The sequence below is a fragment of the Vibrio zhanjiangensis genome, from assembly GCF_030161235.1.
GTDB classification, from domain to species: domain Bacteria; phylum Pseudomonadota; class Gammaproteobacteria; order Enterobacterales; family Vibrionaceae; genus Vibrio; species Vibrio zhanjiangensis.
In genome coordinates this window covers 1-26,779 of sequence record NZ_BSPW01000096.1, presented here as the reverse complement: position 1 = coordinate 26,779, position 26,779 = coordinate 1, and the positions used below count along the sequence as shown (strand labels likewise).

The 26,779-nt window shown below is 42.4% G+C and carries 24 protein-coding genes; 10 read left to right on the top strand and 14 right to left on the bottom strand.

The genetic code is table 11. From position 1 onward, the window contains the following. Positions 1-202 precede the first annotated feature (202 nt). Positions 203-2,893 carry a response regulator gene (locus QQK21_RS20470; RefSeq protein WP_284194022.1) on the top strand — a complete coding sequence of 897 codons (2,691 nt, stop codon included), beginning with the start codon at positions 203-205 and terminating at the stop codon, positions 2,891-2,893. 80 nt (positions 2,894-2,973) lie between these two features. Here QQK21_RS20470 and QQK21_RS20465 read toward each other — a convergent pair whose 3' ends face one another. Continuing rightward, positions 2,974-3,315, bottom strand: a complete 342-nt coding sequence (locus QQK21_RS20465) for a type II toxin-antitoxin system RelE/ParE family toxin (protein ID WP_284194021.1) — start codon at positions 3,313-3,315, stop codon at positions 2,974-2,976. Positions 3,316-3,321: 6 nt separating this feature from the next. Then, positions 3,322-3,573 carry a type II toxin-antitoxin system prevent-host-death family antitoxin gene (locus QQK21_RS20460; protein WP_284194020.1) on the bottom strand — a complete coding sequence of 84 codons (252 nt, stop codon included), beginning with the start codon at positions 3,571-3,573 and terminating at the stop codon, positions 3,322-3,324. A gap of 288 nt (positions 3,574-3,861) precedes the next feature. On the opposite strand from QQK21_RS20460, the gene QQK21_RS20455 reads away from it, so the two are divergent. Then, the gene (locus QQK21_RS20455) at positions 3,862-4,509 is read left to right on the top strand and encodes a recombinase family protein (RefSeq protein WP_284194019.1); all 648 of its coding nucleotides are present in this window, start codon (positions 3,862-3,864) and stop codon (positions 4,507-4,509) included. Between the two features lie 250 nt (positions 4,510-4,759). Beyond that, complete coding sequence (locus tag QQK21_RS20450; RefSeq protein ID WP_284194018.1) at positions 4,760-5,353, top strand: hypothetical protein; 594 nt, start codon at positions 4,760-4,762, stop codon at positions 5,351-5,353. Between the two features lie 179 nt (positions 5,354-5,532). Here the strand turns inward: QQK21_RS20450 and QQK21_RS20445 are convergent, their stop codons facing one another. The 5 genes from QQK21_RS20445 to QQK21_RS20425 form a co-directional block, all read right to left on the bottom strand. After that, entirely contained in the window at positions 5,533-6,081 is a 549-nt protein-coding gene (locus QQK21_RS20445; protein WP_284194017.1) for a hypothetical protein, read from the bottom strand. Between the two features lie 1,166 nt (positions 6,082-7,247). Then, positions 7,248-7,811, bottom strand: coding sequence for an AcaB family transcriptional regulator (locus tag QQK21_RS20440; protein WP_284194016.1), 564 nt, complete (start codon positions 7,809-7,811; stop codon positions 7,248-7,250). A 47-nt stretch (positions 7,812-7,858) separates the two neighbouring features. Beyond that, on the bottom strand, positions 7,859-8,428 hold the full coding sequence (locus tag QQK21_RS20435) for a hypothetical protein (protein WP_284194015.1): 570 nt from the start codon (positions 8,426-8,428) through the stop codon (positions 7,859-7,861). After that, a complete protein-coding gene (gene mobH, locus QQK21_RS20430; protein ID WP_284194058.1) occupies positions 8,418-10,271 on the bottom strand; it encodes a MobH family relaxase in 1,854 nt (617 codons plus the stop codon). Before mobH ends, QQK21_RS20435 begins: the two co-directional genes overlap by 11 nt. A 1,115-nt stretch (positions 10,272-11,386) precedes the next feature. Further along, a complete protein-coding gene (locus QQK21_RS20425) occupies positions 11,387-11,647 on the bottom strand; it encodes a sigma factor-like helix-turn-helix DNA-binding protein (RefSeq protein ID WP_284194014.1) in 261 nt (86 codons plus the stop codon). A gap of 276 nt (positions 11,648-11,923) precedes the next feature. Between QQK21_RS20425 and QQK21_RS20420 the strand changes: the two genes are divergently transcribed. After that, a complete protein-coding gene (locus QQK21_RS20420; protein WP_284194013.1) occupies positions 11,924-12,229 on the top strand; it encodes a helix-turn-helix domain-containing protein in 306 nt (101 codons plus the stop codon). Positions 12,230-12,237: 8 nt separating this feature from the next. Here QQK21_RS20420 and QQK21_RS20415 read toward each other — a convergent pair whose 3' ends face one another. Continuing rightward, positions 12,238-13,191: an AAA family ATPase gene (locus QQK21_RS20415; protein WP_284194012.1), complete on the bottom strand. Its 954-nt coding sequence runs from the start codon at positions 13,189-13,191 to the stop codon at positions 12,238-12,240. Then, positions 13,191-14,225 carry a DNA mismatch repair protein gene (locus tag QQK21_RS20410; protein WP_284194011.1) on the bottom strand — a complete coding sequence of 345 codons (1,035 nt, stop codon included), beginning with the start codon at positions 14,223-14,225 and terminating at the stop codon, positions 13,191-13,193. The genes QQK21_RS20415 and QQK21_RS20410 overlap by 1 nt, the downstream gene beginning before the upstream one ends. Positions 14,226-14,738: 513 nt before the next feature. Here QQK21_RS20410 and QQK21_RS20405 point away from each other — a divergent pair. Together QQK21_RS20405 and QQK21_RS20400 are read left to right on the top strand one after the other, a co-directional pair. Further along, the gene (locus QQK21_RS20405; protein ID WP_284194010.1) at positions 14,739-15,950 is read left to right on the top strand and encodes a ParA family protein; all 1,212 of its coding nucleotides are present in this window, start codon (positions 14,739-14,741) and stop codon (positions 15,948-15,950) included. Between the two features lie 11 nt (positions 15,951-15,961). After that, positions 15,962-16,948, top strand: a complete 987-nt coding sequence (locus tag QQK21_RS20400; protein WP_284194009.1) for a ParB/RepB/Spo0J family partition protein — start codon at positions 15,962-15,964, stop codon at positions 16,946-16,948. Between the two features lie 271 nt (positions 16,949-17,219). On the opposite strand, the gene QQK21_RS20395 is transcribed toward QQK21_RS20400, so the two are convergent. The 5 genes from QQK21_RS20395 to QQK21_RS20375 all read right to left on the bottom strand — a co-directional run bounded on the left by QQK21_RS20395 (position 17,220) and on the right by QQK21_RS20375 (position 22,306). Beyond that, on the bottom strand, positions 17,220-19,496 hold the full coding sequence (locus tag QQK21_RS20395; RefSeq protein ID WP_284194008.1) for a DEAD/DEAH box helicase family protein: 2,277 nt from the start codon (positions 19,494-19,496) through the stop codon (positions 17,220-17,222). Then, a complete protein-coding gene (locus tag QQK21_RS20390; RefSeq protein ID WP_284194007.1) occupies positions 19,496-20,083 on the bottom strand; it encodes a hypothetical protein in 588 nt (195 codons plus the stop codon). Before QQK21_RS20390 ends, QQK21_RS20395 begins: the two co-directional genes overlap by 1 nt. A gap of 103 nt (positions 20,084-20,186) precedes the next feature. Then, positions 20,187-21,278 carry a DUF6094 domain-containing protein gene (locus tag QQK21_RS20385; protein ID WP_284194006.1) on the bottom strand — a complete coding sequence of 364 codons (1,092 nt, stop codon included), beginning with the start codon at positions 21,276-21,278 and terminating at the stop codon, positions 20,187-20,189. Further along, positions 21,269-21,850 (bottom strand): DUF3275 family protein, encoded by a 582-nt coding sequence (locus QQK21_RS20380; RefSeq protein WP_284194005.1) that lies wholly within the window; start codon positions 21,848-21,850, stop codon positions 21,269-21,271. The genes QQK21_RS20385 and QQK21_RS20380 overlap by 10 nt, the downstream gene beginning before the upstream one ends. Before the next feature lie 54 nt (positions 21,851-21,904). Beyond that, on the bottom strand, positions 21,905-22,306 hold the full coding sequence (locus tag QQK21_RS20375) for a hypothetical protein (RefSeq protein WP_284194004.1): 402 nt from the start codon (positions 22,304-22,306) through the stop codon (positions 21,905-21,907). Between the two features lie 427 nt (positions 22,307-22,733). Between QQK21_RS20375 and QQK21_RS20370 the strand changes: the two genes are divergently transcribed. The 4 genes from QQK21_RS20370 to QQK21_RS20350 all read left to right on the top strand — a co-directional run bounded on the left by QQK21_RS20370 (position 22,734) and on the right by QQK21_RS20350 (position 26,585). Next, positions 22,734-23,270: a hypothetical protein gene (locus QQK21_RS20370; RefSeq protein ID WP_284194003.1), complete on the top strand. Its 537-nt coding sequence runs from the start codon at positions 22,734-22,736 to the stop codon at positions 23,268-23,270. Between the two features lie 211 nt (positions 23,271-23,481). Beyond that, on the top strand, positions 23,482-23,949 hold the full coding sequence (locus QQK21_RS20365) for a cold shock domain-containing protein (protein ID WP_284194002.1): 468 nt from the start codon (positions 23,482-23,484) through the stop codon (positions 23,947-23,949). Positions 23,950-24,255: 306 nt separating this feature from the next. Then, positions 24,256-25,251, top strand: a complete 996-nt coding sequence (locus tag QQK21_RS20360) for an AAA family ATPase (protein WP_284194001.1) — start codon at positions 24,256-24,258, stop codon at positions 25,249-25,251. A 623-nt stretch (positions 25,252-25,874) separates the two neighbouring features. After that, entirely contained in the window at positions 25,875-26,585 is a 711-nt protein-coding gene (locus tag QQK21_RS20350; protein WP_284193999.1) for a hypothetical protein, read from the top strand. The last annotated feature ends 194 nt before the right edge of the window (positions 26,586-26,779 follow it).

Here is a 26,779-nt window from a genome sequence, read left to right as displayed (position 1 = left end):
TGCTATAACGTACACTATCCTTTGATGTTTCTGGGCCGATGGCCCAATTTTTTTGTCTACTGTTGTTAATGCCAAGCTCTGGTGCTTGCAGCAAAAGATAAGGTTCTGTCGCAAAGTTTGTTGTTGGCGTGAAGGCAGCGGCCTCCAAGCGCAACTATCCTTAAAAAATAAAAGAATATTCGATAAAAAGGCTAGGTTAATAATGAGTAGAAAACATCGATACCTGAGTATCAATAAAAAGCTTCTGTTCGCTGTTGCAATAATGAGTACAGTACTTGCTTTAGCAACCGCCAGTTACAACCTTCATCATCGACTCCAGATAGATATCCAATCCATTAATGACAACCTATCCAATATTAAAAACAGTCATCTATCGGGTATCACAGAAAGCGTATGGGTTGAAGATAGATTGTTGCTTCGAGCCCAAATCGATGGCTTATTCACCTTACCAAACGTAGATTATGCGCATATTTCGACAGAGACAGAATCCATCATCGAGCGAGGTGAAGCGATTAAAGATAACGTCATCACTCAAACATGGCCTTTAATCCATCATTTCGGTGGAAAAAATTACACATTGGGTCAACTAATCATTCAATCTGATTTAACAAACACTTACCAAAGCCTATGGTCTCAATTTCTTCATATCCTATCAGCAGAAAGTATTCGCATAATATTATTACTCACTGGTGTACTGACCTTTACATGGTTTTTTATCATAAGGCGCATTAACATGATGGAGAAAGCTGTCAGCGAAAATAACCCCTGTCACACTCCAAGAAAAATAGGTCTTCCTACCCCTTGGTTTCACGATGAAATCACCCATTTGGCGAACAAGTTTAACGAGTCCAGTGACCTTATTGCCAGGCATTACGCAGAGCTTGGCTTGGCAAAAGATGAAGCCGAAAAAGAAAAAGACAAAGCCATCCAAGCAAGCAAAGCGAAAAGTAGCTTTCTAGCGAATATGTCACACGAAATTCGCACTCCGCTCAATGGCGTGATTGGCATTTCAGAAGTCCTTTCGGATACCGAACTAACAGCGACTCAGCGTGATTATGTGGACACCATTGAAACATCATCACACCTTCTTCTTAATTTGATTAATGATATTTTAGACTTTTCCAAAATAGAATCGGGGATGTTAGTGATCAGCCCGCATTCTACCAATGTACGTGAATCCATATACGACATTGCCTCTATTGTTTCAACAAAAGCGAAAGAAAAACAGATCCACCTTAGAGTCTCCATTAGCCCCAATACACCCTATTGTCTGATGATAGACGATCACCGCCTACGTCAAATCCTCATGAACTTTATGTCCAACGCCGTGAAATTCACAGAAACGGGAGAAGTAGAGCTCGCCGTCAATACATTACACATCATCGACTCTCAAGCTATCGTAGAATTTTCGGTTCGAGATTCCGGTATTGGTATTGACGAAAAACAGCAGAGAAAAATATTTGAGCCGTTTGCACAGGAAGATGATTCCACGACTCGCCAGTTTGGAGGGACTGGACTGGGCTTGGCCATTAGCACGCAACTAGTAGAACTAATGGGGGGTGTTATTCAGCTGGAATCGAAAAAAGGAAACGGTAGCCGATTCTTTTTTACGCTTTCTCTTCCTATTGCAGAGCATCATGTTGATACTAAGCACACGTTGAAACATTCTCAACTTTGCCTAGTCTGTGATGATAAAGATCGCGAACGCCAGTTGAAACATGAACTTAATGTTTATCATATACCAGTTCAGCATTCCTTTACCCGTTTGGATGGACTGCCAACTTGGAACACAGAGCAAGACAATGTGATCGTCATTTATGTTGAAACAGTTCCCAACTTAGCACGCCAAAGTGAACATTGCTTCTACCACCTAAGCAATACCGGTATTCCTGTGTGCATTATAAAACACCTACATAGCGATACTTTCAACTTTGGAGACAGTGTCGATGCCATCATTACTCAGCCATTGCTAGGCCTGAGATTAGTAAAAATCCTTGAACGGCTGGAGCAGAATGTCCATACCCACTCACCTCAAACTGATGCCAATATCTATGAAGGTAGTCAATCAAAAAAAATACTCATTGTCGATGACAATGAGGTGAATAGAAAGATTGCAGGACTGCATGTAGAAAAAGCTGGTTACCGTTTTGATTTAGCCGAAAATGGGCAAAAAGCTGTGGAGATGTTTAAGCATAATCATTATGGTCTAATTCTAATGGATTGTATGATGCCTGTGATGGACGGTTTTGAAGCCACGAAGAAAATTCGTTACTTCGAACAGGAAGAGAATAAAAAATCAAACATTCCTATCATCGCTTTAACCGCAAGCGTTGCAGACGATGATATCCAAAAATGTTTTGATGTGGGCATGGATGATTATATGCCTAAGCCATTTAAAGCCGCCGTACTTAAAGATAAGTTAAATAAATTTTTATCCATGGGTATTGTCTCAAACTTATACCATGACCCAATAGAAACATCTGGTATCCCTCCTCAAAAAAATGACTTCGTTTCGGGAAGAGTAGGTCGTGTGTTATTAGTGGAAGATAATCACGTCAACCAGAAAGTAGCGTCGCTTATGCTCAGTAAAGCGGGATACCAGTTTGAAGTCGCAGAAAACGGTCAAATTGCTGTGGATAAATACAAAGAGGATACCTCTTTTAGTCTTATCCTAATGGATTGTATGATGCCAGTAATGGACGGGTTCGAGGCCACACAAAAAATACGCGCCCATGAACAACTGTTAGGATTGCCCAAAACACCGATTATCGCCCTAACAGCCAGCGTGATTGACGATGACATTCGACGCTGTTACGACTCAGGTATGGACGCGTATTTGCCCAAACCATTGAAGACGGATACCCTTCTCTATCAGATTGAAAATACTATTTAGTTTCCTATAATTCGCTACATTTTTATCGGGGCTTGGGCACCAAGGTTGGCCCCTTTCTCTTCACCAAGAACCAATTGCAACTATTTATACAAAATACAATAATCAACAAGAGCCATCGAAATATCCTGACGTTGTCTCAATAGAATTAATCCTATAACCGTATCTTCATCCATAACTTCATAAAGTAGCCTAAACCCTGCTCTTGTGTAATCCCTAATATTTGTCACACCAAGCTCTACAAGCTCTGAGCAACGCGAGTATATATTGGGGTTCTCACTTACCTGAGCCTCAAAAGTATCCAATAATGATTCAACCTTCTCAATTACATCCTGCACTTCACTCCATTGCTTCAGGTGCTCGATAACATCATTCATTGAGTTTTCAAACGTTTCTGTGTATTGAATATTGACCTTATTAGTCATCGTCGGTTAACTTTTTTTGTTGGACAAACGACGCCTCAATTCTCCAGCTGGTATCACTCTACCTTGAACGACATCATTTTTAGCAAAACTAACTAACTTCAAAAGTGCTATCGCGTCTTGTCGCTTCTTATAATCTTCATATGACTCCACTACATAAGTGGGCTTACCATTTTGCGTAATGGTCAGAGGCTCTTCAACGGGAAGATTAGCTGCATTTTTTTTAAGGAAACTGACCGTTTCCACATTTACCGTATCCATAGTAACACTCACCTTTTTCTAATGACTCTACAAACTATTAAATTTATAAATAGCCTCTATTAACATAAGAATTAATTCGGCTGCACTACTCGATAATAAACCCAAACACTAAAGAGTTCAAATTTGAACCAAATTTGAACTCAAAGCTACAGAGGCTGTGTATAAAAACAGTGACAATAAGGTATATCTCTATGTCATAATCTAAAATTGACATTAAAAGCATATTTGTCATAATCTAAATGTCATACATAGTTAGATCATTACCTTAATGTCACCTAGGACGACTTTATGTACATATTCGGATACCTCAGAGCTTCAACAAGTGATCAAAACGCAAAACGTGCTCAAGGCACTCTAAATAGTTTTGTTCAAGATAAGGGCTTCAGAGTAGCAGCATGGTATATTGAGAACGAATCCGGTGCGTCATTACAAAGACCTGAACTGCTTCGATTACTTGATGATGCAGCGATTGGTGATGTCATCATCATTGAACAGATTGATCGGCTTTCTCGTCTTGATGAAGATAGTTGGTTCAAATTAAAAGAAATGCTGTACAAAAAAGAACTCAAGGTCATCAGTCTCGATTTGCCAACCAGTCATATTGCCTTTGCTCCACAAATCACCGATGAATTCACCCGTTCGATGATAAAAGCTATTAATGGGATGATGATGGATATGCTCGCCGCTATCGCGAGGAAAGATTACCAGGACCGTCGTCGTCGACAAGCTGAAGGTATCAAAAAAGCCTTGGAAGAAGGAAAATATCGAGGACGGCAGGCCGACCTCGAACTACATGAAAAGATTTACCAACTTAGGGTGATCAACGGCCTAAGTATTAGCGATACAGCAAAACTGACCAACGTATCGACAAGAACGGTTATCAGGGTGGCCAAGAAGCTGTCAGAGGAGCGTCAAGCTAACTCAAATATTAGCTAACACAAAACTCGATAGAAAAACGAAAATCCAGTATTATCTCCAGAGATGGCCATGGGATCAGAAAAATAATCTGCCCCTCGGTCATCTGAATTATTATTGCTTAAGCTACGCCGCTTACTGTCTATCTCATACAGAAGCGGCTATTTTATGGGCTCTCACCTCACCCTATCAAATCTCGAGATAGTCATCTCGTCGTCTATGTATGCTGTAAAAGTTGATGGGCACTATCAAACATAAGGAACTAAAATCGATGGGTAATGTTCACAACTACCTACCGCGACTCACCGTCAATCAATTATTGATTAGTGATCTTATGGACGCCCCAGCGCCTTGTTTTGCGTTGGGGTATGTTACGGAAGGAAAACAAAAGTCCGGTTTTATCGCTGTTCGACCCGAAAGCCCAATTCCGAGCAGAGTAACACAGCAAGGGATGAATTTTGGGCATTCCGTTCTTGGCACTGACCAATATAAAGTGCTTCACTTTGCCTTTGAATTCTATGGCCATACGATATATCACGGTTTGGTACCAGCCGGCAATCCGATTGTTCAAGCTGTCATTTCAACCATGCTCGAAACTGAGGATTACTTTTTCTTCGCGATTAATCCAGATCACACTGTCACCACCTTCCGATCTCGATTAGAGAACCACAATCTATCAGGACTACGAACTAACCAAGCGTTATTTGGTAACGACTCTTGCTCACTCAAACAATATGAAAGTGCAGTGGAGAGCTTTGCTAAAAAGCAGGACCACCCTGGTACAATCATGACTTGGGTGTGTCGAAATAACTGGGACTATCTGGATCTAGAAAAGTATCCACTCGATCTCAATCCCAGTCCATGATTCGTCGGCCATAAAAAAGCCCGTCACAAAATGAGACGGGCTGTTGGAACACAAAACTTGTCAAATATACCGTCAGTCAGGTATGAGCAACAAAATAACACCCCTCAATGGCGTAAACAACTCAAATAACTCCAATTTAGTATAGTTTCATACCATTACAACGTTGCTTTTAAAATGGGTTATTGTTCGCCATGCTCACTGAGTGATCTTGCGTCAAAATAACCATTCTCGAATGCACGATGTTCTAAGCTATCACCGTCTGGAAAATGCTCACAACGTTCATAGCTATTACCCCATGTCGCATACATTGGATAAGGATTGGAATATTCACACTTTGATTGAGACGCAGAAAAGCCTTGGCTATAAGCTTTAATGTACTCAGCTTCTTCTCCCTTCATACCCGTTAGAGAAATCACTTTCATCGCTTGCCATGCTATGAGGGCAGTTTTGTTATCTAATTGTAATTCATCGGAAACCCTAAGGAGAAAATCATCAATCGAGATGGCGTTGATAAATGCAGCTTTTAACATTTTCCCTGTGTCCAGAATGTTAGGCAACAACTGCGATCCTTTCACTATGATGGCCTGCTCCATTCCATCAAATATCGATTCAACTTCATAGAACTTGACACCATTATGAGGGTGAGGCTTGATAACTCTTGAAATAATCGCGTCACGTATTGGCTCACCATCCATACAGAGTTGTACTTTTTGACCTGTTTCAAACATATTCAATCTTCCCTTTTGTCGTTGATAATAAGAACAACGGCCGTTGACTCTCAGACTCGTCGTTCTTATAAGATAATGTTGGACTACTCCTACAAGCACCATCCCTATTCATTTTGTTAAATACTTATTCAAAAGTTGTAATAATTACTTTCGAATGTCACTTGACGAAAAGTCGGTGGATATTACGCTCAGAGGCGAGAAAGGCTTGATTTTAGGTAAAATTAACCCTTACCCACGCAGGCTTCTATTCGCTCACTGCGCAGGTAATGGTTCTCCTTAAATGTCCATCACGCCCGTCGGGTCGAAAAGGAATCATCCAGTGCGTAGTCTCTCTCTACCTGTACGTGTTTAGAGTCTCCACTTGTCAGCCTAACAAGCTTCTGCAACTCCCTTCCTAGCCACGTACCGCAAATCAATAGAGGAGGAGAATACTCGCTCTATGCCTCTCGCCAGAGTGTCACGCGAGGGTTTCCCCAACATACGCTCTCTGTGATTCGCACCAACCGCTAACAACCACCGGACTGTGTTTGGTTGCTCTGTTTGTCCCTAGCGTCCACCTGTCTCTATAACCGCCCGTAACGCTAGAGTCACTAAAGTGACACTTAGTTTTAATGGGTAATGAGTGCTTTTTAAACCCGTTAATTATTTAGTGAAAGGCTTATATGTAACCACTCAGAAAACAGCCACATATAAGCCCTTCACCGGAAACTTGAACAACAATAAGCAAGGATAAAGCAGCGAGAACTCACAGCTCCATCGCCACAGAAACGTGTGATCATTTTTAATTGAGACAAGAAACAAACCAATTTTCACTCCAAAACTTGTAAAGGGCCTCTTTCTACTTTCAGGCGTAAGAGGTCGCACTGTTTCAACTAAAACAGCGTTACAACCTGACAGAAAAAAGCCGGTAAATGTGCAGACGGCGGCGTAGCCACAGTGTGACTAAGTGCTGGGAACGTTCTACATGATGAATACCTTCGTGGTAGTGGCCGAACACTCCGCTCTCAAAGCCAGCCAAACGATAAAAAATGGACGATAAGCCAGGAGCCATACCTGGTTGAATAATGGGTTCGTAGAGCCAGCGAACGCCAAATCACGCGGACGAACCCGCGCTGCTGTGTTATTGTCAGAGCAACGCGGTAAGTGGGCGAATATCTCCACAATCATTAATTCCGTCGGGTAATGTAGGGAGCGTGATCGGCGCGCTCGATGGAATCCATGATCTCAAGTGGCAACACACCGAGGCGCTTAATGACCTTGTCGCGTTTTGGACTTGGCGCAGTTTGGGCCATGGTCTCACGATTCAGACCCGACGTATGAAAGCGGAAACGGTGAAAGACGTTCATCATGGCGTGCAGCGCTTTGACTAACTGACTCTTGCGCTTTTCATACACCGCGCGCGTCACACTGGCCGTTCGAAACGCTATCATGTTTTGAACCAAAGCTTGGTCTACCGTGCCAAACACCCGCAGCATCAACCATCCCATGGCGGGAGTATGACGATCAGGACACAAGCATCGCCCCTGCAAGTCCAACCAACTGGCTTCTCCAGCACGATCACTCTCTTGTGACAGGCCTTCTTTGGCCACAGATTCAAGTTGATATAAGGCTTGCTCAATGTTGAGCAGAGCTAAGTCTGCATAGGGATCGTCTTTTTTGGTGGCAATCTCCAAAGCCGTCAGCCGCTCTAGCATAAACTCGGCGTAGCTTTTCGAAAATTTGGGGTTCACATCCCACAGGCTGGTGACAGGATGAGTAAATAACACCATCTCTTTTATCATGATAACTTCTTCCACTTTTCACATTCTGACCAAATCGCTCGTATCGATATCTGACAGGTTTGGGCAATGGCCAAGATGTTTTGGTGCGTCAATGCCACCACGTTTGGCTCTTTGCAAAACGACCCTTCCCGTTGAAACGTACCGGCGTAGTCACATAGAAGGTGGTACACCTCCACTTCTTTATCGGCGGGCACTACACGCTGGCGAAGCCCCTCATCGATCGGCACTCTTGCCGCCCATGAGGCGTATTGTTTGGGTGTCACCCCAAAGAAATGGCGAATAAAGGCTCGGCAAGCATTAAACTCAAGGTACGGCAATAACTCTTTAGGCACACCCGTTCCCAAGCACTGCTCCAATACCTGCGCAGCCACACCTTGAGCGGGACGAGAGCGGGCGATTTCTGCGATATCAGCGGCTCCAAGCGTCGACATTTGTCTCAATCGCTGCGGGGACACACCGTATTGATCAATGAGCGCCTGACGATGGTCCGGAGAAATGCTCATTTCCGTAATTTTCATCAACACGCTGCGTGAAATTTCTAAATCAATATCAATCTTATTCATCATCACTCCACTCCAATGCAGGGTTCACCGAAAGCCGAGCCCTGAGCTTGTCAGTCAATGGCCACAGCATCATGTTGAGAGGTTTATCGCCTCCCTTTACGCTAATTCGATGTATCGTTTGTCCAGTCGGCTGAGGTTTCAGGTCCACTTTTTGACCCAAGGTGCGCTGTATACCTGGATAACGTTGTTCACAATCCCCGCCCGTCGTGCGCTCTTTGAGAAACGTTCGAAAGACATTCGGCGATGACACCGCTAAATAGCGGCCCACACGGTGAAATAAGGCGCCTTGCGTATTCACTCGATGAACGCCGCCACAAATCACGGCATCAACCCATTCGAGAAAGGCATCCGTCAGCTGCTCGTCTGACGAATCGGTGAGGGATAAAGTACGAAGAAGAATGGAAACGTCAGGTGACGGCGTCACTGGATCAGGTGTCTCTTCCTGCTCATCGGCCCCTTGATCTTCAGTGGAAACGGGAGCCGACCCCATACTCATTGCCAGTTGCATCAACTCATCGTCCATTTCAGGTAACGATCCCGTAGGTGATGACGTCAAAGACACGGGCAGTGCCATTGGTGAAGGACTCTCATCCGGTGTTGGCGGTAAACGGTTGGCTTGCTCAATCGTGGGAACATCCGCGTCTTGCGCTTCCTCGGACACCGGCGGCAACTCCGTGACCTCTCCGGTTAGAGAAGCCAAATTGGCATCAGGCAATAGGGAAGACCACGCCAATTTTAAGCACGTGAGCGTCTGCGTCCAATCACTGTCAGACAAATGGACTTCACAGCGCAAAATCGCTTGCCCATCTTCTCCTGAGACCACTAATCCTGATTGCTGAAGCTCATTAAACAATTTACTGTTGTTACTGGGTACATTTTGTATCCCTCGCTCCATCAACTGGATACGTAATGTATCCGCGATCGGCTTACACACGAGGTACACATACTCCCCGAATACAAAGCCTTCCGCCCCTTTTCGGTTTAAAGGCAGTTTGCCCGACCCTAATAGGTATTTTAATGTGGTGCGAAGTTGGCCGGATAAAGAGCGGGTATGACCGGACGCCGCCTGCTCTGCCGCCTCAGAAATGGCCTCTCCTTCCGCCCCAAGGTCTTGGGCAACGCTCGCCGCATCCGCTTGGATAACGATATCTGCCACGACATTGTCATCATGGGGCTGGCCCGTCAGACACGCCGCCATGGTGGCCCACAGAGTTCGATCGTGCGTTAATGCTTTCATCGGCTCGGTCGAGACCACACGCGACAACAGAGACACAGCGAGCGCTTGGTGAGTTTCATACTGGCGCTCGTCTAAGTAACGGTAGCGATAAGGCTGCTTGATGGGCGTTGTATAATCCCACGCTAGGGGCTCATCATTGTCCCCCAACAATTGGATCTCGAAATCAAAGAGTTTCCCCACATCGTGCAGCAACGCGGTGAGGAAGACGCCATACACCCAGATGATCTCCCGAAAAATCCGATCTTCCGGCTCAACATTAGGCGGCAGCGTATAGTTACGTCGTATCCTCAGTGCATAAATCGCCGTATCAAGACTGTGCAGCAGCAATCCCTGGGGGTACGCATGATGATGATATTGAGACGCGGGTAAGGCCTGCACATACGACGCGAGATTCACGACCGTATCGACAACATACGATTCCCAAAGCTCATACGGCAAGCCGATACCACTGCGTTTTAACGTTACCAGCTTGCTTTGTATGCGCGAGTCCGACAATAACGCTTCCCGTGATAAGGGAGCCAAAAATCCATCGGGCAAGACAGCAGGCTTAGGTAACGCGACTTTTTCTTCTTCACCCCACCAACGAAGGAAAGAATCTAAGGTCTGCATCCATTTCATTTTTTGTTCTTCTTAAGCCATGACACTGCAGAGCAGCATCGAGATAGACAACATATTCATTTTGCCCTGCCCCGCCCTGTCTGACGTTCAGACACACGTAGGCATACCTAACTCAACCCACTCCAGACACACCGAGGCAAACGCAAGGCGCGCGAATAGAGTGCCGGATAGAGGCACATTGCTGTGAATAAATCACATTGGTTTTGGTATAGAAATCGATACATCAGCACACGCTGCGCATAACAACGCATCGTATCGCTTACGCCATCGATTCTTTTGGCTTGTAAAGAGCAAATGGACAGTGAATAACACAGGCCCTCGCTGTCATAGACAACGTGCTCTGATGGTATTGGTGTGGCCGCAAATCTACGTAGTACAACCGCAGTGCGTCCGAAGAAAAACATCGAGGTTTTTCGTGATGATCCCTTCAATCTGATTGAATCAGACCGCGACACGCTTCCTAGGGGCATTTAAGGCTGAGCCGTGTGCTTTTTATCCACACAAGTGAATATTGTTCACAGTCTAGGTATCACTGAAAAAAATGCAAGCAAAAACTCTATAAACCGCTCACTAAAGCTCGTGAAGCGGCACAGCGCACAGTATTCAATTACTTTCTAGAATGGAAAATGTTATTTGATAAATTCTGCTTCTTGTTCAGTTCAATATAATGAGTCGAACCCACCAAATGAAAGAAACAAAGGAAACAGAAAAGAGTGTTCCTACACGAGTGTAGGCGAAGTCAATTGACCCAAACCGCAACCAATTGGCAACAGGTTGACCCAGTTCTTAGATCTTAGGCGTACATCTAGGGACAGGATTATTGTCTCAAAACGTTGTACTAAAGAAAAAAGATTCCTTCGTTGAGTTAGGTTGATTATTAAAGAGCCAATGACGTTTCGTTTTCTCACCGGTGAAACAGGTATGTTTCCCAGTAATGAATAATAATTTTTTATCTTTTTAGGGGATCTATTTTACGCGAATAGTCAATTACATAAAAATGAGCGTGTAGACGCCTCTTATGGGGCGTCTACAAGAATTGCACGACCTCTCATTTTTAAATGTAATATCATAAAATTGGTTTACAGAATGGCATACGTTGAGCAAATTTACACCATTTGAGAAAGACGTTCGAAGACCACCAATTTCAGCTCATCAACACCAGAATTCCCCCTAATTTGACGAATCGTTTTCATCCCACGGGATAAATGTGTTCGCAATGTGGATGATTGAATATCCATGAGCTCACACAACTCTTCTCGGGAATAGAAGAGACTCAATAGCAAAGCAACCGCTTGTTTTGGAGGTAACTCCGGAAAAGTGATCGTTGCAATCAACTGAGCGTGCTCTACTATGCGTTTATCTGGCATCTTTAACCCTAAATCACATAAGAAATACGCCAACTGTCAATTGTCTACGTTGTTATGTCTATCATTATAGACCGTCGCACTCGTGTTAGACGGAGTGTTTGTGCTTGAACTTCATCAGAGCAAAAGTATGGCGAAGTTCAAGCAATGTGGATTGAGTAAGTTTTTAAAGAGCAACCTTGTAACCCAAAAGGTAACACCGTTACCTTAAAAGTTCAATTTCGCCTGAATAAATTTTTGGTTATGCTTGATATGTAGATAATTACTGGTTAAAAGAAAATGCTGCTCAATTTGCGGGACAAGATACGACTTCACATAGATGGTAGTGGCCAAAGTGATTCAGAAATCGCCAGAAAGATAGGTGTTTCTCGCGTAAGTGTAGGAAGGTGGAAAAAAACTGGACAAATTACACGAGAAAATTTAGTGAAACTTTGTAGTATTTTAGGGGTTAGTGAACGGGATTTTTACTCTGATGAAATATCTTCAGAAATGCCATTAAAAAAAATTAACATTATTAAAAAAATTGCAGATTTAGATTATAATCAACTCGATCTTATTAAACGTATTGAAGATTTATTAGAATGATCATATCTCTATAAAACATCAGACAAGTCTTCATTATCACCCTCTTCAATAACTGAAGGAACTTCTATTTTGGGTGGTTCTTGAAAAATTTTATTAATCCCTTTTCTTTGAAGTCCCTTGCTAGCGGACTCATCTACGCTAATTTTTACTGGCGAGTTAACGAACTGATTATTCATGTCTAACCCTCTAATAATACTACCGCTATTAATATCTGATAATAATATCGGTGTTCTCTCTTCTTTGTTAAGGTGATTAGCTTTGACAAAATTCAATACCAGATTTTTTCCGTTATGAGACAATGATAATATAAGTTTAGCTAACCTTATGACTGTCGTTAAACCAGCTCCAGACGCCATATTTATAGCCTGCTTACCTCTTATTTCATCTTTGTTAACATGATGAACTAACAAAATAGAAGCTCCTGATTCTTTAGCTAGTTGTTTAAACGTGTTTTTTATCAGACGATCATCTTTCACTTCATCACACACGCCAATAGCTTCTGTCACAGTATCAATGATAACAAGATCATAGTCCTTCATCACAACGATTAGTTCTGATAGGTATTGATGATGATTCATCAGCTCGGATGGCGAACTAGAAGCTGGTATTACGAGAGGTTCAATTTCAGCTAAAAAGTCTAAATTTTCATTAATCTCAAGCTTTGTAGCGTCATCAAGCTCAGCATATTTATCTATTAGTCGTTCTCCTAGAATCGAGTAATCGTCTTCTGTTGATACTATTAAAGTCCTTTTAGGCTCAGTTCTGGCTGATATATCTAAAAAGTTATATGAGCTTGAGTGTTCCATACCAATACTAATTGCAAGGTGTGATTTGCCTATTCCAGGAGCTGCGATAAGCATACCTAAATGCCCAGATAGCAAACCTTTAAGTGTATAGCTGGGCCTGTTAGCACCACTTTGATGATTGTTAATCAATTGAGAAATCTTGCTGGTAACAATCATTATTTATCATCCTCGATAGTGCCAATGTAATATATATACAATTGACCATCATCTTTGTTCCTAATTTGAATATAGAAATCATTCTCTATTTGTTTCATCATATTTGGCTCTAATATTAACTTCTTTAGAGAAGTTCTAAAATTCACGCCAACCGGACTAGCCATTGACTGTATATATTGCTCCATCATCCAATCTAGTTTTTTTCCAGAAGCAAACTGTTTTTTATGAGTTTTCAGATATTTTAAAAAGCTTCGGATAGACGGTTGACTATAATTCGCCATTAAAAATTGTTCTTCTCTCAAGAAAAATCCGTGATCTTTTATAGACTTAAGTAATGACCTTTCTAAAATGACAAAGACATGGTTAGCTACAGCATTTCCATTGTTTTTTCCATTTCTATTTTTTGAAGGATCATAACAAACTCGAAAGTCTTTTATAAATCTAAGAGGTTTTCGGTCCATTACGCTTCCATCATCGTCTATTTGGCTAACTGTTAAAAAAACAGCAAATAGTTTTGCTATACGGTCTTCTATTTTTTTATAGTTAGTTCTATGCGGAGTTAACCCCATTCTTATAGCTAACTCATACATGCTCATAGAAAGAACGATGGAAGATTGATCGTCGATAATATTGTAAGGATGGTTTTCTGATACAACCTCCAAACCTGGTATGGTTTTGAGAACTGATGACCATGTAAAAGGTAAACCCTCTTCTCGAGATTTTTTATCAAGGGTTATCTTTGTTGCGTACGCCAACAAAGTGTCCAATAAATCTCTGTGACCTTGCAAGAGGTAATCGACGTAGAGATCAACTCGATAGCTATTACCATAACTTGAAATGATTGATGTACCTAAAGGAGTATCAAATGTAGTACCTCCTTTTTCAGCAACTTCAATCAATCTCTTCTTCATATAGCTTGTCAGTGTCAACGAAGGATGGAATACCGTTGCTCTAGAATATAAGAGTGAAGAAATGAAGGCATTTTTTCGCTCCGACTCTTCATGAACAACAATACTACCCAAATCTTTACCCATTCTATGGCTCCCAACATAAAAACACGTAGAATACTATAGTTCCAGTGCCCCTTTGAAAACGTTTCAAGACCCTGACTCACGCAGATTACGATATATACAGTATACTCAAAACCACGCAGATTACTATTTATTATTAGTTATTATCGCATAGAACACGCAAATTACTATAGTAAAAACTCAGAATACTATAATAACCTCACTTAAAATACGATATGTGTCACGATAAGTACGATATGTGTCACTCTGATTACTATAAAGATAACGCAGATTACCATAATAAACACGCAGATTACGATAAATTGGCATGTTCGTTAAGAAATAAAGAAACTAAAGATCCATTAGGATCTTTAGTTTCTCTCCACTGCATCTCACAGGAGATTTGTGGCAACCCAGCATAACAAAAATATCTAAGATGATATTTTCGCCATGCTGCGTTTCAGAATTATTATATCAAAAATATGTTGCAAACTCATTTTTTTGAGTCAGAATGAGAATATAAATAGGAGATTGATAATGTTACTAAATCAAGTAGAAGAGTTAGGTAAAAAAGCAAAGAGATCAAGAATCGTTCGTTCTCAGATTCAACAGGAAGTCAAACAAGAAGTTACTAGTAGGACATATTCCCAAAGGGAACTCCATAGATTGCTTAGGTTTACTAATAAACCTATAGCAATGAATACGTTAAAGGATGTGATGATTAATATGACTGAGTCAGGATCTAGTTTCCCTAAAACTTCTACGAACCAGTATAAGCTCAGTATTGATCATTGTTATGAAGTTGCGGATTACCTTGGAGTAGAAAAATATAGAGACAATAACCTTGATGCTTTTGTTTGTATCCTTCAAAACCTAAAAGGAGGTGTGGGTAAGTCTTTAGGAACAAACATGCTCGCAGACGCGTTAAAACTGCTAGACCGTTATGTTTTACTTCAAAATAGGGTACTTGTAATAGATCTAGATCCTCAAGGAACTAGTACTCAACAACTTCTTCCTGGTTTTGAGATATCTGATTCTGATCTTACTTCTATATTGGCAATGGCCACTATAGGTATAACTAAAGAAGAGCTTATCAAGCATGGTATAAAAAGGACTTCTACAACAGGTGTAGACGTTTTACCTTGTGGTACAGCTGATGGTTTTCTTGCTGACGATTTAGATTCCCATGAGATTTGTAGTGATGATAAGTATTTTAACCTTTTAAAAGAAAGAGTTATTAAACCTCTTTCTAAAAGTTATGATTTTATATTACTTGATGCGGGTCCTCACATGGATAAGGTAATGAAGAATTGCTTAGCTGCTGCTAATGGTATTGTTATTCCTATTCCTCCAACCTTCTATAATTGGGATTCTACGATTCGTTTTATAGAAAGACTACCAGAAGTTCTATCAAGTATGGTAGCTGATGGCATGTCATTGGATAACCTCAAGTTTATAGGTGCGTATACATCTAAAGATACGAGTCATAAACAACAGCATGATATTGACATCTATGAGAGTGCTGTAACTGAAATGTATGAAATATTTGGCCATCAATTTGTTATGAAGCACTCTCTCCCAGCAGAGGAAGCTTATGAGCGTTGTACTGATAGTTCTTCTACTATTTTTTCAGTTTTGAAAAAAGACTATACAGGTAGCAAAGATGCTTATAGTAGAGCTCTAACTACAGCTACTAATTGGGCTCAGGAACTTATTGAAATGTTAATGCATTATCACAAACTTAACTGATAGGAACAATCATGAGTAAAAGCGCACTTGCATTGAGATTAGAGAAGAGAAAAAAAGCCATTGAGGCTGGTTCTTACAGTTCGGAAGATGCTGTTTCAGACAATAAAATAACCAGAACATTAAGCCTAGCGTCTGGAAAAGCAGTTGAGTTACGACTTTATACATTCACTGGAAAGTCTAGTATAGAGGATTGTACAGATGTTGATGCATCAAACATAAGGAATCAAGATTTACTAAATGATGAAAGCTTAAAAGATATATTGTCTAGTATTGAAGTAGGTCAGCTTTATCCTGCAATTGGTTACATGGAAAATGGTATTGTTAAAGTTGTAGATGGTTCTAGACGCAGAAAGGCCGCTATTCTCAGAGATTGTTCATTCTCTGTGGAAGTCGCGGACTGTAAAATTTCTTTAAAAGATGCTGAAGAGATTGTTCGAATTTCGGAACAAAAAAGAAAGCTATCGTATATTGAGTGGGGAAAATATTATCAGTCCAAACTTGATAGAAATATATATCCTAGCGCTAAGTGCTTAGCTGAAAAAGAGGGAGTTTCTACTGGATACGTATCATTATGTCTTAATGCTGCTAAGTTACCTGAAGAAATTATCGATGTTTTTATAGATTTAAGCTTGGTTTCTTCGCAGAAGGACACAAAGGTTCTTGTGGAGATCGGTAATACTTTGAGAAGTAATGAATTATCCCCTAAAAGCTTCATAGAACAAATACAGGATGAATTATCTAATGCATTAAGCAAATCTAACACACCCGAAGAGCATACAGAAATGGTTCTCGCTATTCTTTTGTCGTCTGCAAAAAAAATTAAAAATTCAAAAATTGACGTTGCTAAAGAAGATAAAAAATTACCTAAGATCGAAAAGCTGGGAGGAGGTGTTACTTTTGCTATAAGAAGTAAAGATTCTGCTGTGATCAATCTTCGTAAAGTTTCAGAAGATAAACGCAATAAAATAAAAGAGTTTATTAAAGAATTGATGAACTAGTGCCGACATGTTCGCTGTAGTTAAGTGATTGAATATGATTAATTATTTATTTAATTTAACATGGTTTCACGTGCGTGAAAGCTGCATTTCTTGAGAGATTTCAATCCTTTCTCCTTTTTGGATAGGGCTTTTCCCTTGGGGAAAACCCTTCCCTTCCGTCCTTTTCCTTTGGCGCAGCTCCTTTCCTTTTATCTCGCTATATCATGAACAAAAAAAGTGCCGACCTAAGCCAGCACCTTTAGAAGGGAAATGATTGACGCAATAGAACACCTCAACAGGGACGTGTTTGATTCAATAACGATTTAGCCAGCGCGACTTCAACACTGTCACCGTCGCTGTTCAAATCATCCAGACCATTGTCTGGCATTTCACCTGATGTGGATTGAGTGACCGCAATTTTTTTGGCCATTAAACTGAGACAAGACATTTGAGCGGTTTCAGCATAACCCAGAAAGGTCACATCGACGTCTTCCTTTTGACCAATGCGCCAACTGCGTCTCGCCGCTTGCATCAAAGTATAAACATTAAAGCCCGTTTGCATGAAAATGATCGATGGAAACTCCAATAGGTCTAATCCCGTCTTAACCAACTCAGGGTTGGTAATGATGACGTCAATTCCCCTATCGACTTGCTCCAATATCCAATCTTCTCTGTCTTCTGTTTTCACTGTCGCTCTGAGAACAGAGCAACGAATGTTTTGCTCCAACATCAATGCCCTGAGTCGAGAAGCCGTATCTCGCTTACCCGTGTATGTGGTATACACTAAGGTCCTGCGGCCTTTGCGTTTGTTGTCTAACACCATGTCTAATAAACGCTCCTCCTTGGGCGTTGGTGTGTTGGCATCAAACAGCGCGGGAATAAAAGCCAGCACCTCTTGAGACCGAGGGTGTTTGACTTCTTCACAGCGAAAGGCACAGTCTGGCCACGCCAGCAATGCATTCATTACAACGCCAAGTAAGGTGTGGTCCCCTGCCCTTAAAGCTTGTCGAAGACGAGCCATGAGATCGGTTTCCATTTCTTGATAATGGGATGCCATATCAGGGGTAAGTAACACCTCCTCAAAGTATTCCTTATAGCCTGGTAATACGCCCTCCCCCATGTCCGATAGCTTAACAAACACGGTATAGGGCAAGACATACTTCGCAACGCCCAATGGACCAAAACCAGGTGCTCTGGTTTGACTGATACGAAGTGACTGCCCTTTGGCCGTTTTATGATTTCCTTCGTCACTGACTTTCATGACTTCTTTGATGATGCCGTGCTCTTGAGAGAACTGCATTGCAGCCCGTCCCAGCTTGCCACGATGATAACGATAACCGTCTTTCATCATGATGCCTGGCATGGTTCGCCAAAGTAAGTAAAAGAGATCTTCAGCGTAGCCACCCATTAAGGTGCCAGTGAGTAACAGACATTGACGAGTGCGGCTGGCCAGCACTTGCATGGCTTGCCCCTGTGCACTGCCCGCGTTCTTATACTCATGCACCTCATCGATAACTAACCAGTCAAAAAAGCCTTTAGGGAAATAGCGTTTAATGAACTCGCTGGCTTGAAAGTCGCCTTGCCCGAACGCAAACTGCGTCTTGGCAAGTTTTCTTTCTATCCGCTCAGATTGACGTTGATTAAAAACAAACTCTCCATCTTCATCGAGCAGGTTCACCAACTCATACACATTATCCGTGAGTGCTTTGGCGAGTGTGGTTTCACCAAAATCATCGAGCAGACGTCCAGCGGTGATTTTCCCAATGGTTGGCAGCGTTTGCAGTGCACGTTTTACCGTGTCACCTAAACCTTGATTCTGACGTTGGCGTCTCAAGGTCCAAAGCGCTGCGCCGCATTGGTCACATACGACTTGTCGGTCTGTAGGGAAATGACTGGGTGCAATCGGATCTTTATCTTCGTTAAGCACCGTGGCATAGCAATCTGGACAAACACAATGTTTTACCCAAACGTGCTGAGCTGCCATACCATCATGACCGACCTCCACTTTGACTGACCGAGTTCGATAAGCAGGCGACCAGTGATAGCCCATCCGCATACGCACGCGCCCTAAAATAACGTATTCTGGTCCGTCGTGTGGTTGAGCCTGCCGAAGCTTCAATAAAGACAGTAAGGTATCTGGTCCGTTCAATACCCAGACTTTCGCCCCATGGACGGTATCTAAGATCTCACGGCGCCATTTATAAACCAGATGCGGAGGCGACAACACTAAAAAGCGCTGTGCCTGACCCTCAGAATACGCCACCGCCGTGGCCGCAATTCCCATGAGCGTTTTCCCCGTCCCCATTTCGCCATTGATGATCCCCGCAGGCGCGTGGTCATCAAGGAGCGTGGTGCATATCGCTTGTATGGCTTCTGCCTGCGCCGCAAAGGGCGCACGCTTGAGCGTCGAGAGATAAGCATGGCGAAGAGGGTTGTCACTGGTGTACCGAGGTGGGTGAGCCTTCTCAATATTATCGAGCAGACCTTCACCAAAATTATTGATAAAGGCATTGAGTGTCATCACTTCGGGTGTTGATGCGCTCTCCGATGCAGACTGAAACCCTTCCATTACATGCACTCCTCTTCCACAGAGTCGAACCGCAGTTGAAGGGACTGAATGCCTTCCATCACCAAAGGTTCGATGTCTTCAATGGGCAATGACAACTGGGTGCCACACACACCAAAGCTGGGTAAAGTCGTCCAATAGTCATCTAGCAAGCGTCCTAATGGTGCTTGCCAGCTGTCAAGGAGCGGCAAGTGACAGACCTGTTTGACCGTTGGCCAAAGCAGAGACCAATTGAGCGGTGTTTGAGTCAATAAAGTCAACGATTGACCTTGTAGTTGATTCAAACTCTCGTCGTAGAGCCACAGATGTACCCATTCACCGACCTCACTGTACTTATCTAAGCGTGTCGTCTGTTTTTTCAGTTGTTTTGCTTTGGCAAAATCAAGAACAAACTGACGCGAGTCCGACAAGGTGAGGGTTTTCACTCTCAACCCGCCGTCGCTCATGGGTAACGTTAAGGACGCCAAGAAATGTTGAACGATACCATCTCGACCCCACAAAGACAGAAACTGCACATGGCGGTCGTGGTCTGTGACAAAAGCATCGACATAAAGCCCTTCTTCCCATTCAATCAGAGGACATGCGTTCATTATTTTTTCTCCTAAAGTTGTCTAAAGTCATGGTTATTGAGCGCATTTCCCCTGACTGGGAAAAACGCCCAGTCGGGGGGAGTGGCAGCAAAGCTGCCTTGAGTTAGCGTATCACCACTATTTGGCCAAAGGCCGGACCAGAGGTGATGTGTATGGCTCTGATGAGGGGAACAAATTGATCCACTTTCGTGGTGACGACTTGGTCTCCTTCGACCTGAGTCTGAGTTTTTTGGACCTTCTGTGTCCCTCCTTTCACTAATAACTGCGTTTTACCATCATTGCTGACCACACGACCTGCAACCTGTCCTGCCGCAAGCGACAAAGAAAGGTGCCAGGGCGAGAGTCGTTTTAATGGTCTTGGTACTGAGTGGCGAGAGCGTTTATCAAACGTCAAATCAAAGGTTGGCCACAATCCTTGATGCGCCTCAAACGCTTCCCTGAGTTCATCCACTGATGGACAGACTTTCTCAAACCGAAAAGGTTGAGGGGATAGGGGAGCGATTTGATAGAGCGTCACGCCCTCTGGCATTGGGCCTGCTTGACGCTCACCTTGGCCAATTTGAGTTAAATGTTCGATCAAGTGTTGGCGCTGCTCTGTGGCCTTTCCTCGCTGGTCGTGCTTAACCCCCAGTAATACTACCTGTTTAAACCGGTCCGTTTCTGCGCGAAACACACGCACATCATCGAGGCGCTCTGACAAAAAGCGGCTAAAGGCTGGCGTTAAAGACGTTGAAGGGATCACTAACGCCAATATCCCCCCGCGCTTTAACGTCGGCAGCACGCGGCGAGTAAATTGTATTTCCAGTCTGGCCATCGCACGTTGAGTCTTACCCAGTTGATCGCCCACTAAATCACCGTAGGGCGGGTTCAAAAACAAAAAGCTCTGACTGCCTGGGCCAATGACGGTGTCAAACACGTTACTGTGTAAGAGTCGGTGCAGCCTAGGTTTTGCCAGCGCTGCCCGTTTGGCGTCGAGTTCGACACCAAAAGAGTCAATCTGGCAATCGGCTTCTCCCTCAATCTCACGCAGCAGCTGGGCCATAGCGAGACCTTCACCACAACACGGATCGAGAAATCGGTGATGACCTGGCAAACACACCAACAGACGAGCAAGCTTTGATAACGTGGCCTCATCGGTTGGGTAATACCCATCTTTTAAGTAGTTCCCTGCGACTCTTGGATGCATCACGGCCATAACAAAGGCACCTCATCTTGTCGAATACGGGTCCAATGTTGCGCTCGAGGTTCAAACCGCCAGCGACGCTCGCCGTCGACTTCTCGCTTCAAAAACGCCAATTGTTGAGTCATTCGCTCTCGACCGACCTCTGGGGCAAGTTTGACGATATCGCCCACGTGCTCACCGAGAGGCCACAACTCGCCGAAGACCTCCGCTAAATGGGCATGTGTTGAGGACTCATCGTGGTTAGACGCCACTTTGGGCACGACCTCAGAATCGGGCTGAGTTGAACTTTGCGGTTCAGCCTCAAGTGATTCGGGCTCCGGCAGAGGCCCTTCTTGGTAATCGTCCAACCAAATCGCTGACAATTCTGCCCGCGCTTCAATGATGATGCGTTGACGGGCTTGATAGCTTCCGGCATAGATACGAGTGACACCAAACGTACCTTGGTACGTCCCTTCGGTGTATTCCTCTAGCAGCGCGTCACGAATAGCGAATTCTCCCAGTTCGCATTCTAAGTTCCCGACGTTAAAGTCACCGAAACGACCGGTGATGGTTTTGATGGTCAGAGTGCCAGTTATTTGAACCATGTTTACTCCTGATTACAGTACAACAGGCCCCCACTGGGGGCCTCTCAGTGGGGGTTAATGGACAGAATGCTGGCATTCTGATTCGGTTTGGATGATGAGGTGAGTGCCTTGCTCCGTTTGACTCAAATTCAGTGTTAATTTGAGGGCTTGATGGAGGTAGGTACTGCCTCGTGACGGTGGGCAGGCAACGGTAAAGACGATGGTCTGGTCGGATGATGCCGCTAATGCCGCCCGTCTGGCCAGAACCAATAATCGATGCAGTTGCTTATCACGATTAAAGGTGATCGCACACTCTTTCACATCAATGGCTTGATGCCATGTGGTTAGGGTTATTCCTGTATAATCGGCATAAATACCGGCAGACTTCGCCATCGCCGTGACATCAACCAAAGGTTGAGTCGGTGCGCTGTGAACACTGGGTAAGGTTCCCGAACAGGGTAGGGGTTGTGTTTCCATAAGGTTGCTCCATTGTCAGGGAACAACCTTCACCAATGGGAATGTTATTCCCAATGGGTATGATTGTGTTGGCCACAGCATAAGGCCCGCTGTGTTCCTTCTCTCGATAAAGAAGGGGGTTAATCTCTTCAATCTGACTAAGTCAGACCGCGACACGCTTCCAAGAGGCATTTAAGGCTGAGCCGTGTGCTTGACACTGCTTAACGTGAGTGACGAACGTTTTGAACACGGTAAGAGTAGCAAAAGTCTACGTTAAGGAAAAGCGAAAAGCCGATATTCTATTGATATAATTATGTATGCCAGCGCTAACGGCCTTACACTCTTGCTAGAACGTGTGTTCGGTCGCAAAGATTAACCTCAGCGCCTGCAACGCACAGATTGATCCTATGTTCATGTGGTACGCATTCCTTCAAAGAGCCTATTCACTATGAGAACATCGATGTTAGTCTTTACTGTGTCCGTATTATTTTCCTCAAATATTGCTGCTTCAGATTATGTGGTCAGCGATCCAAGAGTGCTCTTACCAGGAGAAGATATTAAACATTTTTCTATATCAGACCTTAATGGTGATGGTGTGAATGAGCTTGTTTTTGTCACAGCAAGTGGACAGCTTAAGTATTCGCAATTAATTGGTCTAGGGCGAGGGTTAATCGACGAGGCTCAGTTTGAAAGCCTAAAAAATAAGAGATTTAGTATGAGTGTGTCACTGGTAGGTGACAGCCGATACAATACGACACTCGTCACTAACCATCAACGTGAGATCTTTATTCTTCGTAGTGAGCGGTATAAGGCCTGCGCGGCAAATATGCGCTTAGATAACAATCGAGTGCTCGCCAAGTACGGTGATAACATACGTTACGAACTCACCTATATTTCAGATGACTTTATTGCGGGCAAAATGATGTGTAACAACAACGGCATAGCGCAAACAGAAGACATTCGTTTTACCGCTGTTCTTGAATAAACGCTGGTTATAGGTCAGATTGAGATAGAGTAAGTGGGTTGTTCGACGCAGGTGTCTGCATTTTGGAATTGCCCCGTGGTTCTTTAAATCAAGGGATTGGGATTGCCCCATTTTTAATGGCTAATCATGTACTTTATTCGGTATGGCTTGTTATACAGAGACGCCTTGCCAATCATATTGCTAAATTTCCCTATGAGAAAAGTGAAGATATATGAAAGGAAAAATTGTTCGATGGGTCGATGAACGAGGTTTTGGGTTCATCAATACGGAAGAACTTAATGGTGATATTTTTGTTCATGTATCTAAGTTTAAAAAGGGGGATCGCCGTCCTCAAGTTGGTGATGAGGTCGAATTTCAATTAGATAGAAAATCCACAAATCTGAGTGTAGATAAGGCTCTACTTATTGGTGTAAAACCACAAAAAAATCCAGTTCCCTCAATAGTAATCTCTGCATTTCTGGTTGGTATCCTAGGTGCTGGTTTATACCTTTTTGTAATAATGCCAAAGCTGAGTCGACCGCATGAAAGCATGAATTTTAGTTGCCAAAGTAAAGTCTACTGTAACCAAATGAGATCGTGTGATGAAGCTAAATTTTATTTAGCAAACTGCCCTGGCGTTAAAATTGATGGAGACCATGATGGCATTCCTTGTGAAAGGCAATTATGTCGTAGCTGGTAGTATCAGCAATGCCTGAATCTTTTAATACACATATCGCTAGCAAATATTTGCCCCAAAGTTACTTAGATTAAATACTCTACATAATTCAGAGGGCGAGCGTTTACCCTACTTAAAATTTTTCGATTGCGTTGATAACTCATCACTCCCGTCACTAGGCGACATCTTGCAGTCTAACTTGCTTTTATGTGGCATAAGGTATTGAATGTTCGTTTAGTTAATATAAAAATGAATGCATAATCGAAGGATGAAAGACGACAATTTGTCGTCTAATAAGCGTTATAAGCAATTTTAGGAAAGTATGTAGTAATGGAAAATTTAAGTAGTGGTCAAAAAAGTTCATTTACTCGTCTACGTAATCAAATCAAAGACGAATTTGAAACCCTAATTGCTGAAATTAAAGAGAAGCGTGATCAAATTGAAGAAATGAGAGTGCTTCTTTTGGAAGGCGATGATGACGGTATATCAATTCAGTCTGAGGTATTAAACGCCAGAGAAGAAGCAAACAAAAAATTAGAAGAAATTAGTACGCTGCTTGAGAACACAGAAGAAAAATATGAGCTAATAACAAATTCTCATGATGGCTTAGTTCCAAGCATTGAATCTATACATACTAATATCAAGAGTGTGTACGATGAATGTTATGCGTTGATGAAGTCCTTCAACCAGTCTTCCGAGCTGTTATATGGTCACCAAAATGACGGGTTAGAGTCAAAGTTAAGAACTTTGGCAAAAGATTATGAGTCAAGTCTAAAAACCAATAGAACTAAAGCGGAAGAACTTTTACTTCAAATTGAAGGGGCGCTTACTGGTGCCACGAATGTTGAACTTGCTAAAGCATTTCAAGACCAAAAAGAGTCATACAAACTGCCTAAAAATGGTTGGGCTATTTTATTCATCTTAACTATTGGTTTCATGATCTATCTCGGTTTAGATGCAGCTTCAATTTCCGGTCAAGGCTCTCAGTATTTGTATGACTTAGGTAAACGCTTAATGGTCTTTGGTCCATTGATATGGCTAGCTCTATTCGCCAGCAAGCAACAGGCGCAGAACAAGCGCCTTGAGCAAGAATACGCTCACAAGGAAGCCGTAACTAAAACCTTTGTAGGGCACCAGCGTCAAATTGAAAAGCTCGCTGAAAGTGATGAAAAAGACTCGTTACTTGTTCAACTGGCACAAACAACGATTAACACCATTGATTTCAACCCAAGCTCGACCTTGGAAAAGTCAAATCCTAAGAAAGACTTGCCAGCATCAGAGTTGTTAGATCTTGCAAAGAAAGCTGTAGATAAAGTGGGCAAATAATTGCTTATAACAAACAATTTAAGAGTGATTCAGCACACTTGGCATTTTAGGTTTGGGTCAAGTTTAGTGATTAAGGTGTTCAATTTGAATGTCGTGGATGCGTGCTTCACACCTTAATTGGGGATTTGCGCCCATTTCATCGATAAGTCCAAACTTTGCTTGCAGCCCTTATATACCAAGGGCTGTGGGATAGGGGTACTTTTTGCAATAAGCATTAAACTTATAGCTATGTAAAGTGACTATATTTAAAATAAGATTTTAAGTTATTGAAACTAAAACACAAATCGGATTCTGTGGAACTTTTCGGTGAATTGGGCGCAGTATGAAAATTAGTATTCGATGAATCTTTGACTTGGTTCGAATAGAGTGCACTTCAAGCAAATCACTAGTTGTTATGCTTAATTTGGTTCGAAATAGGGCAAAATAGCACCCTACTCGAACCAATATTGAATACCACACCTATAACGAACTTTAATCTCGGCGTGATACTGAAAGTTTTGAGCCCTTATCTAGTAAGGCTTCAAAGGCCACCTTTGGACTTATCGATGAAATGGGCACAAAACCCCTAATTGGGCGTTAGCTTGCAAAAATTACTTCATTGAAAATTTTAATAAAGGATTTTTATGTTACTTACATTAAATGAGCTAGAAAAGTCTCAAGATGTTACCTATTTAGCACTTAAAGAAGATTTTTTTGTTTTTCCAAGAGGAGAGCACTCGAGTGAAAGGTTTGAATTGAAATTAAAAGCCGAGCAGAGAATTGATGATATTGTAATGTTTCATCGATATGTTATGACGGTATATGAAAGCAATAAAGAACAATACGATCCAGTATATAATAAGTTTAATGAGCATCATGCACATATGTTCGATGAAATTCCTGATGAAAACAAGCATTTAGCTAGAATGTCATTTCCCAACTTCAATTGGAAAGAAGAACAAGAGCAAGTTAAGGCAATTTCCAATGAAAGCTTAATCATAAACTTATGGGCGACTATAGAACAATTTACTAATCGGACGACGAAACTGGTCAACCCTGATAGTAACTCTTCTCATCGTTGGAATGTTGTGGAACAAAATCTGTCAAACTTCGGGGTTAATGTTACAGCTATAAGTTCATACGGAAATATAAATGAGTTGAGAGTGGTTAATAATAAAATTAAGCACTTATATTATGTTGATGAACAATTGTCGCAGTTTGAAAATTTTAATGGTTGCCAAGGTCAAAGCTTAAACTCAATTGATTTTGACCTACAACGATATATATCTTCTTCATACCACTTTTTAATTGCTCTCATAAATTCAGTCGGTGAAAGCATTTACTACCCCGAATAAGATAGGTAATCGTAACAAGCTAACAAACGACTATGGCTTCAAGATACTTTTTCTAACCTGAGATAAATCGTTTAGAGTGATACTCCTAAACGATTTCTGTCCATTCTTAATAAACCCCGAATCTGCTCTCGAATGTGATCACCAAGCGATTCTGTCGTACCTTAATTACCAAGCGACTTTGTCATTACGTTAAC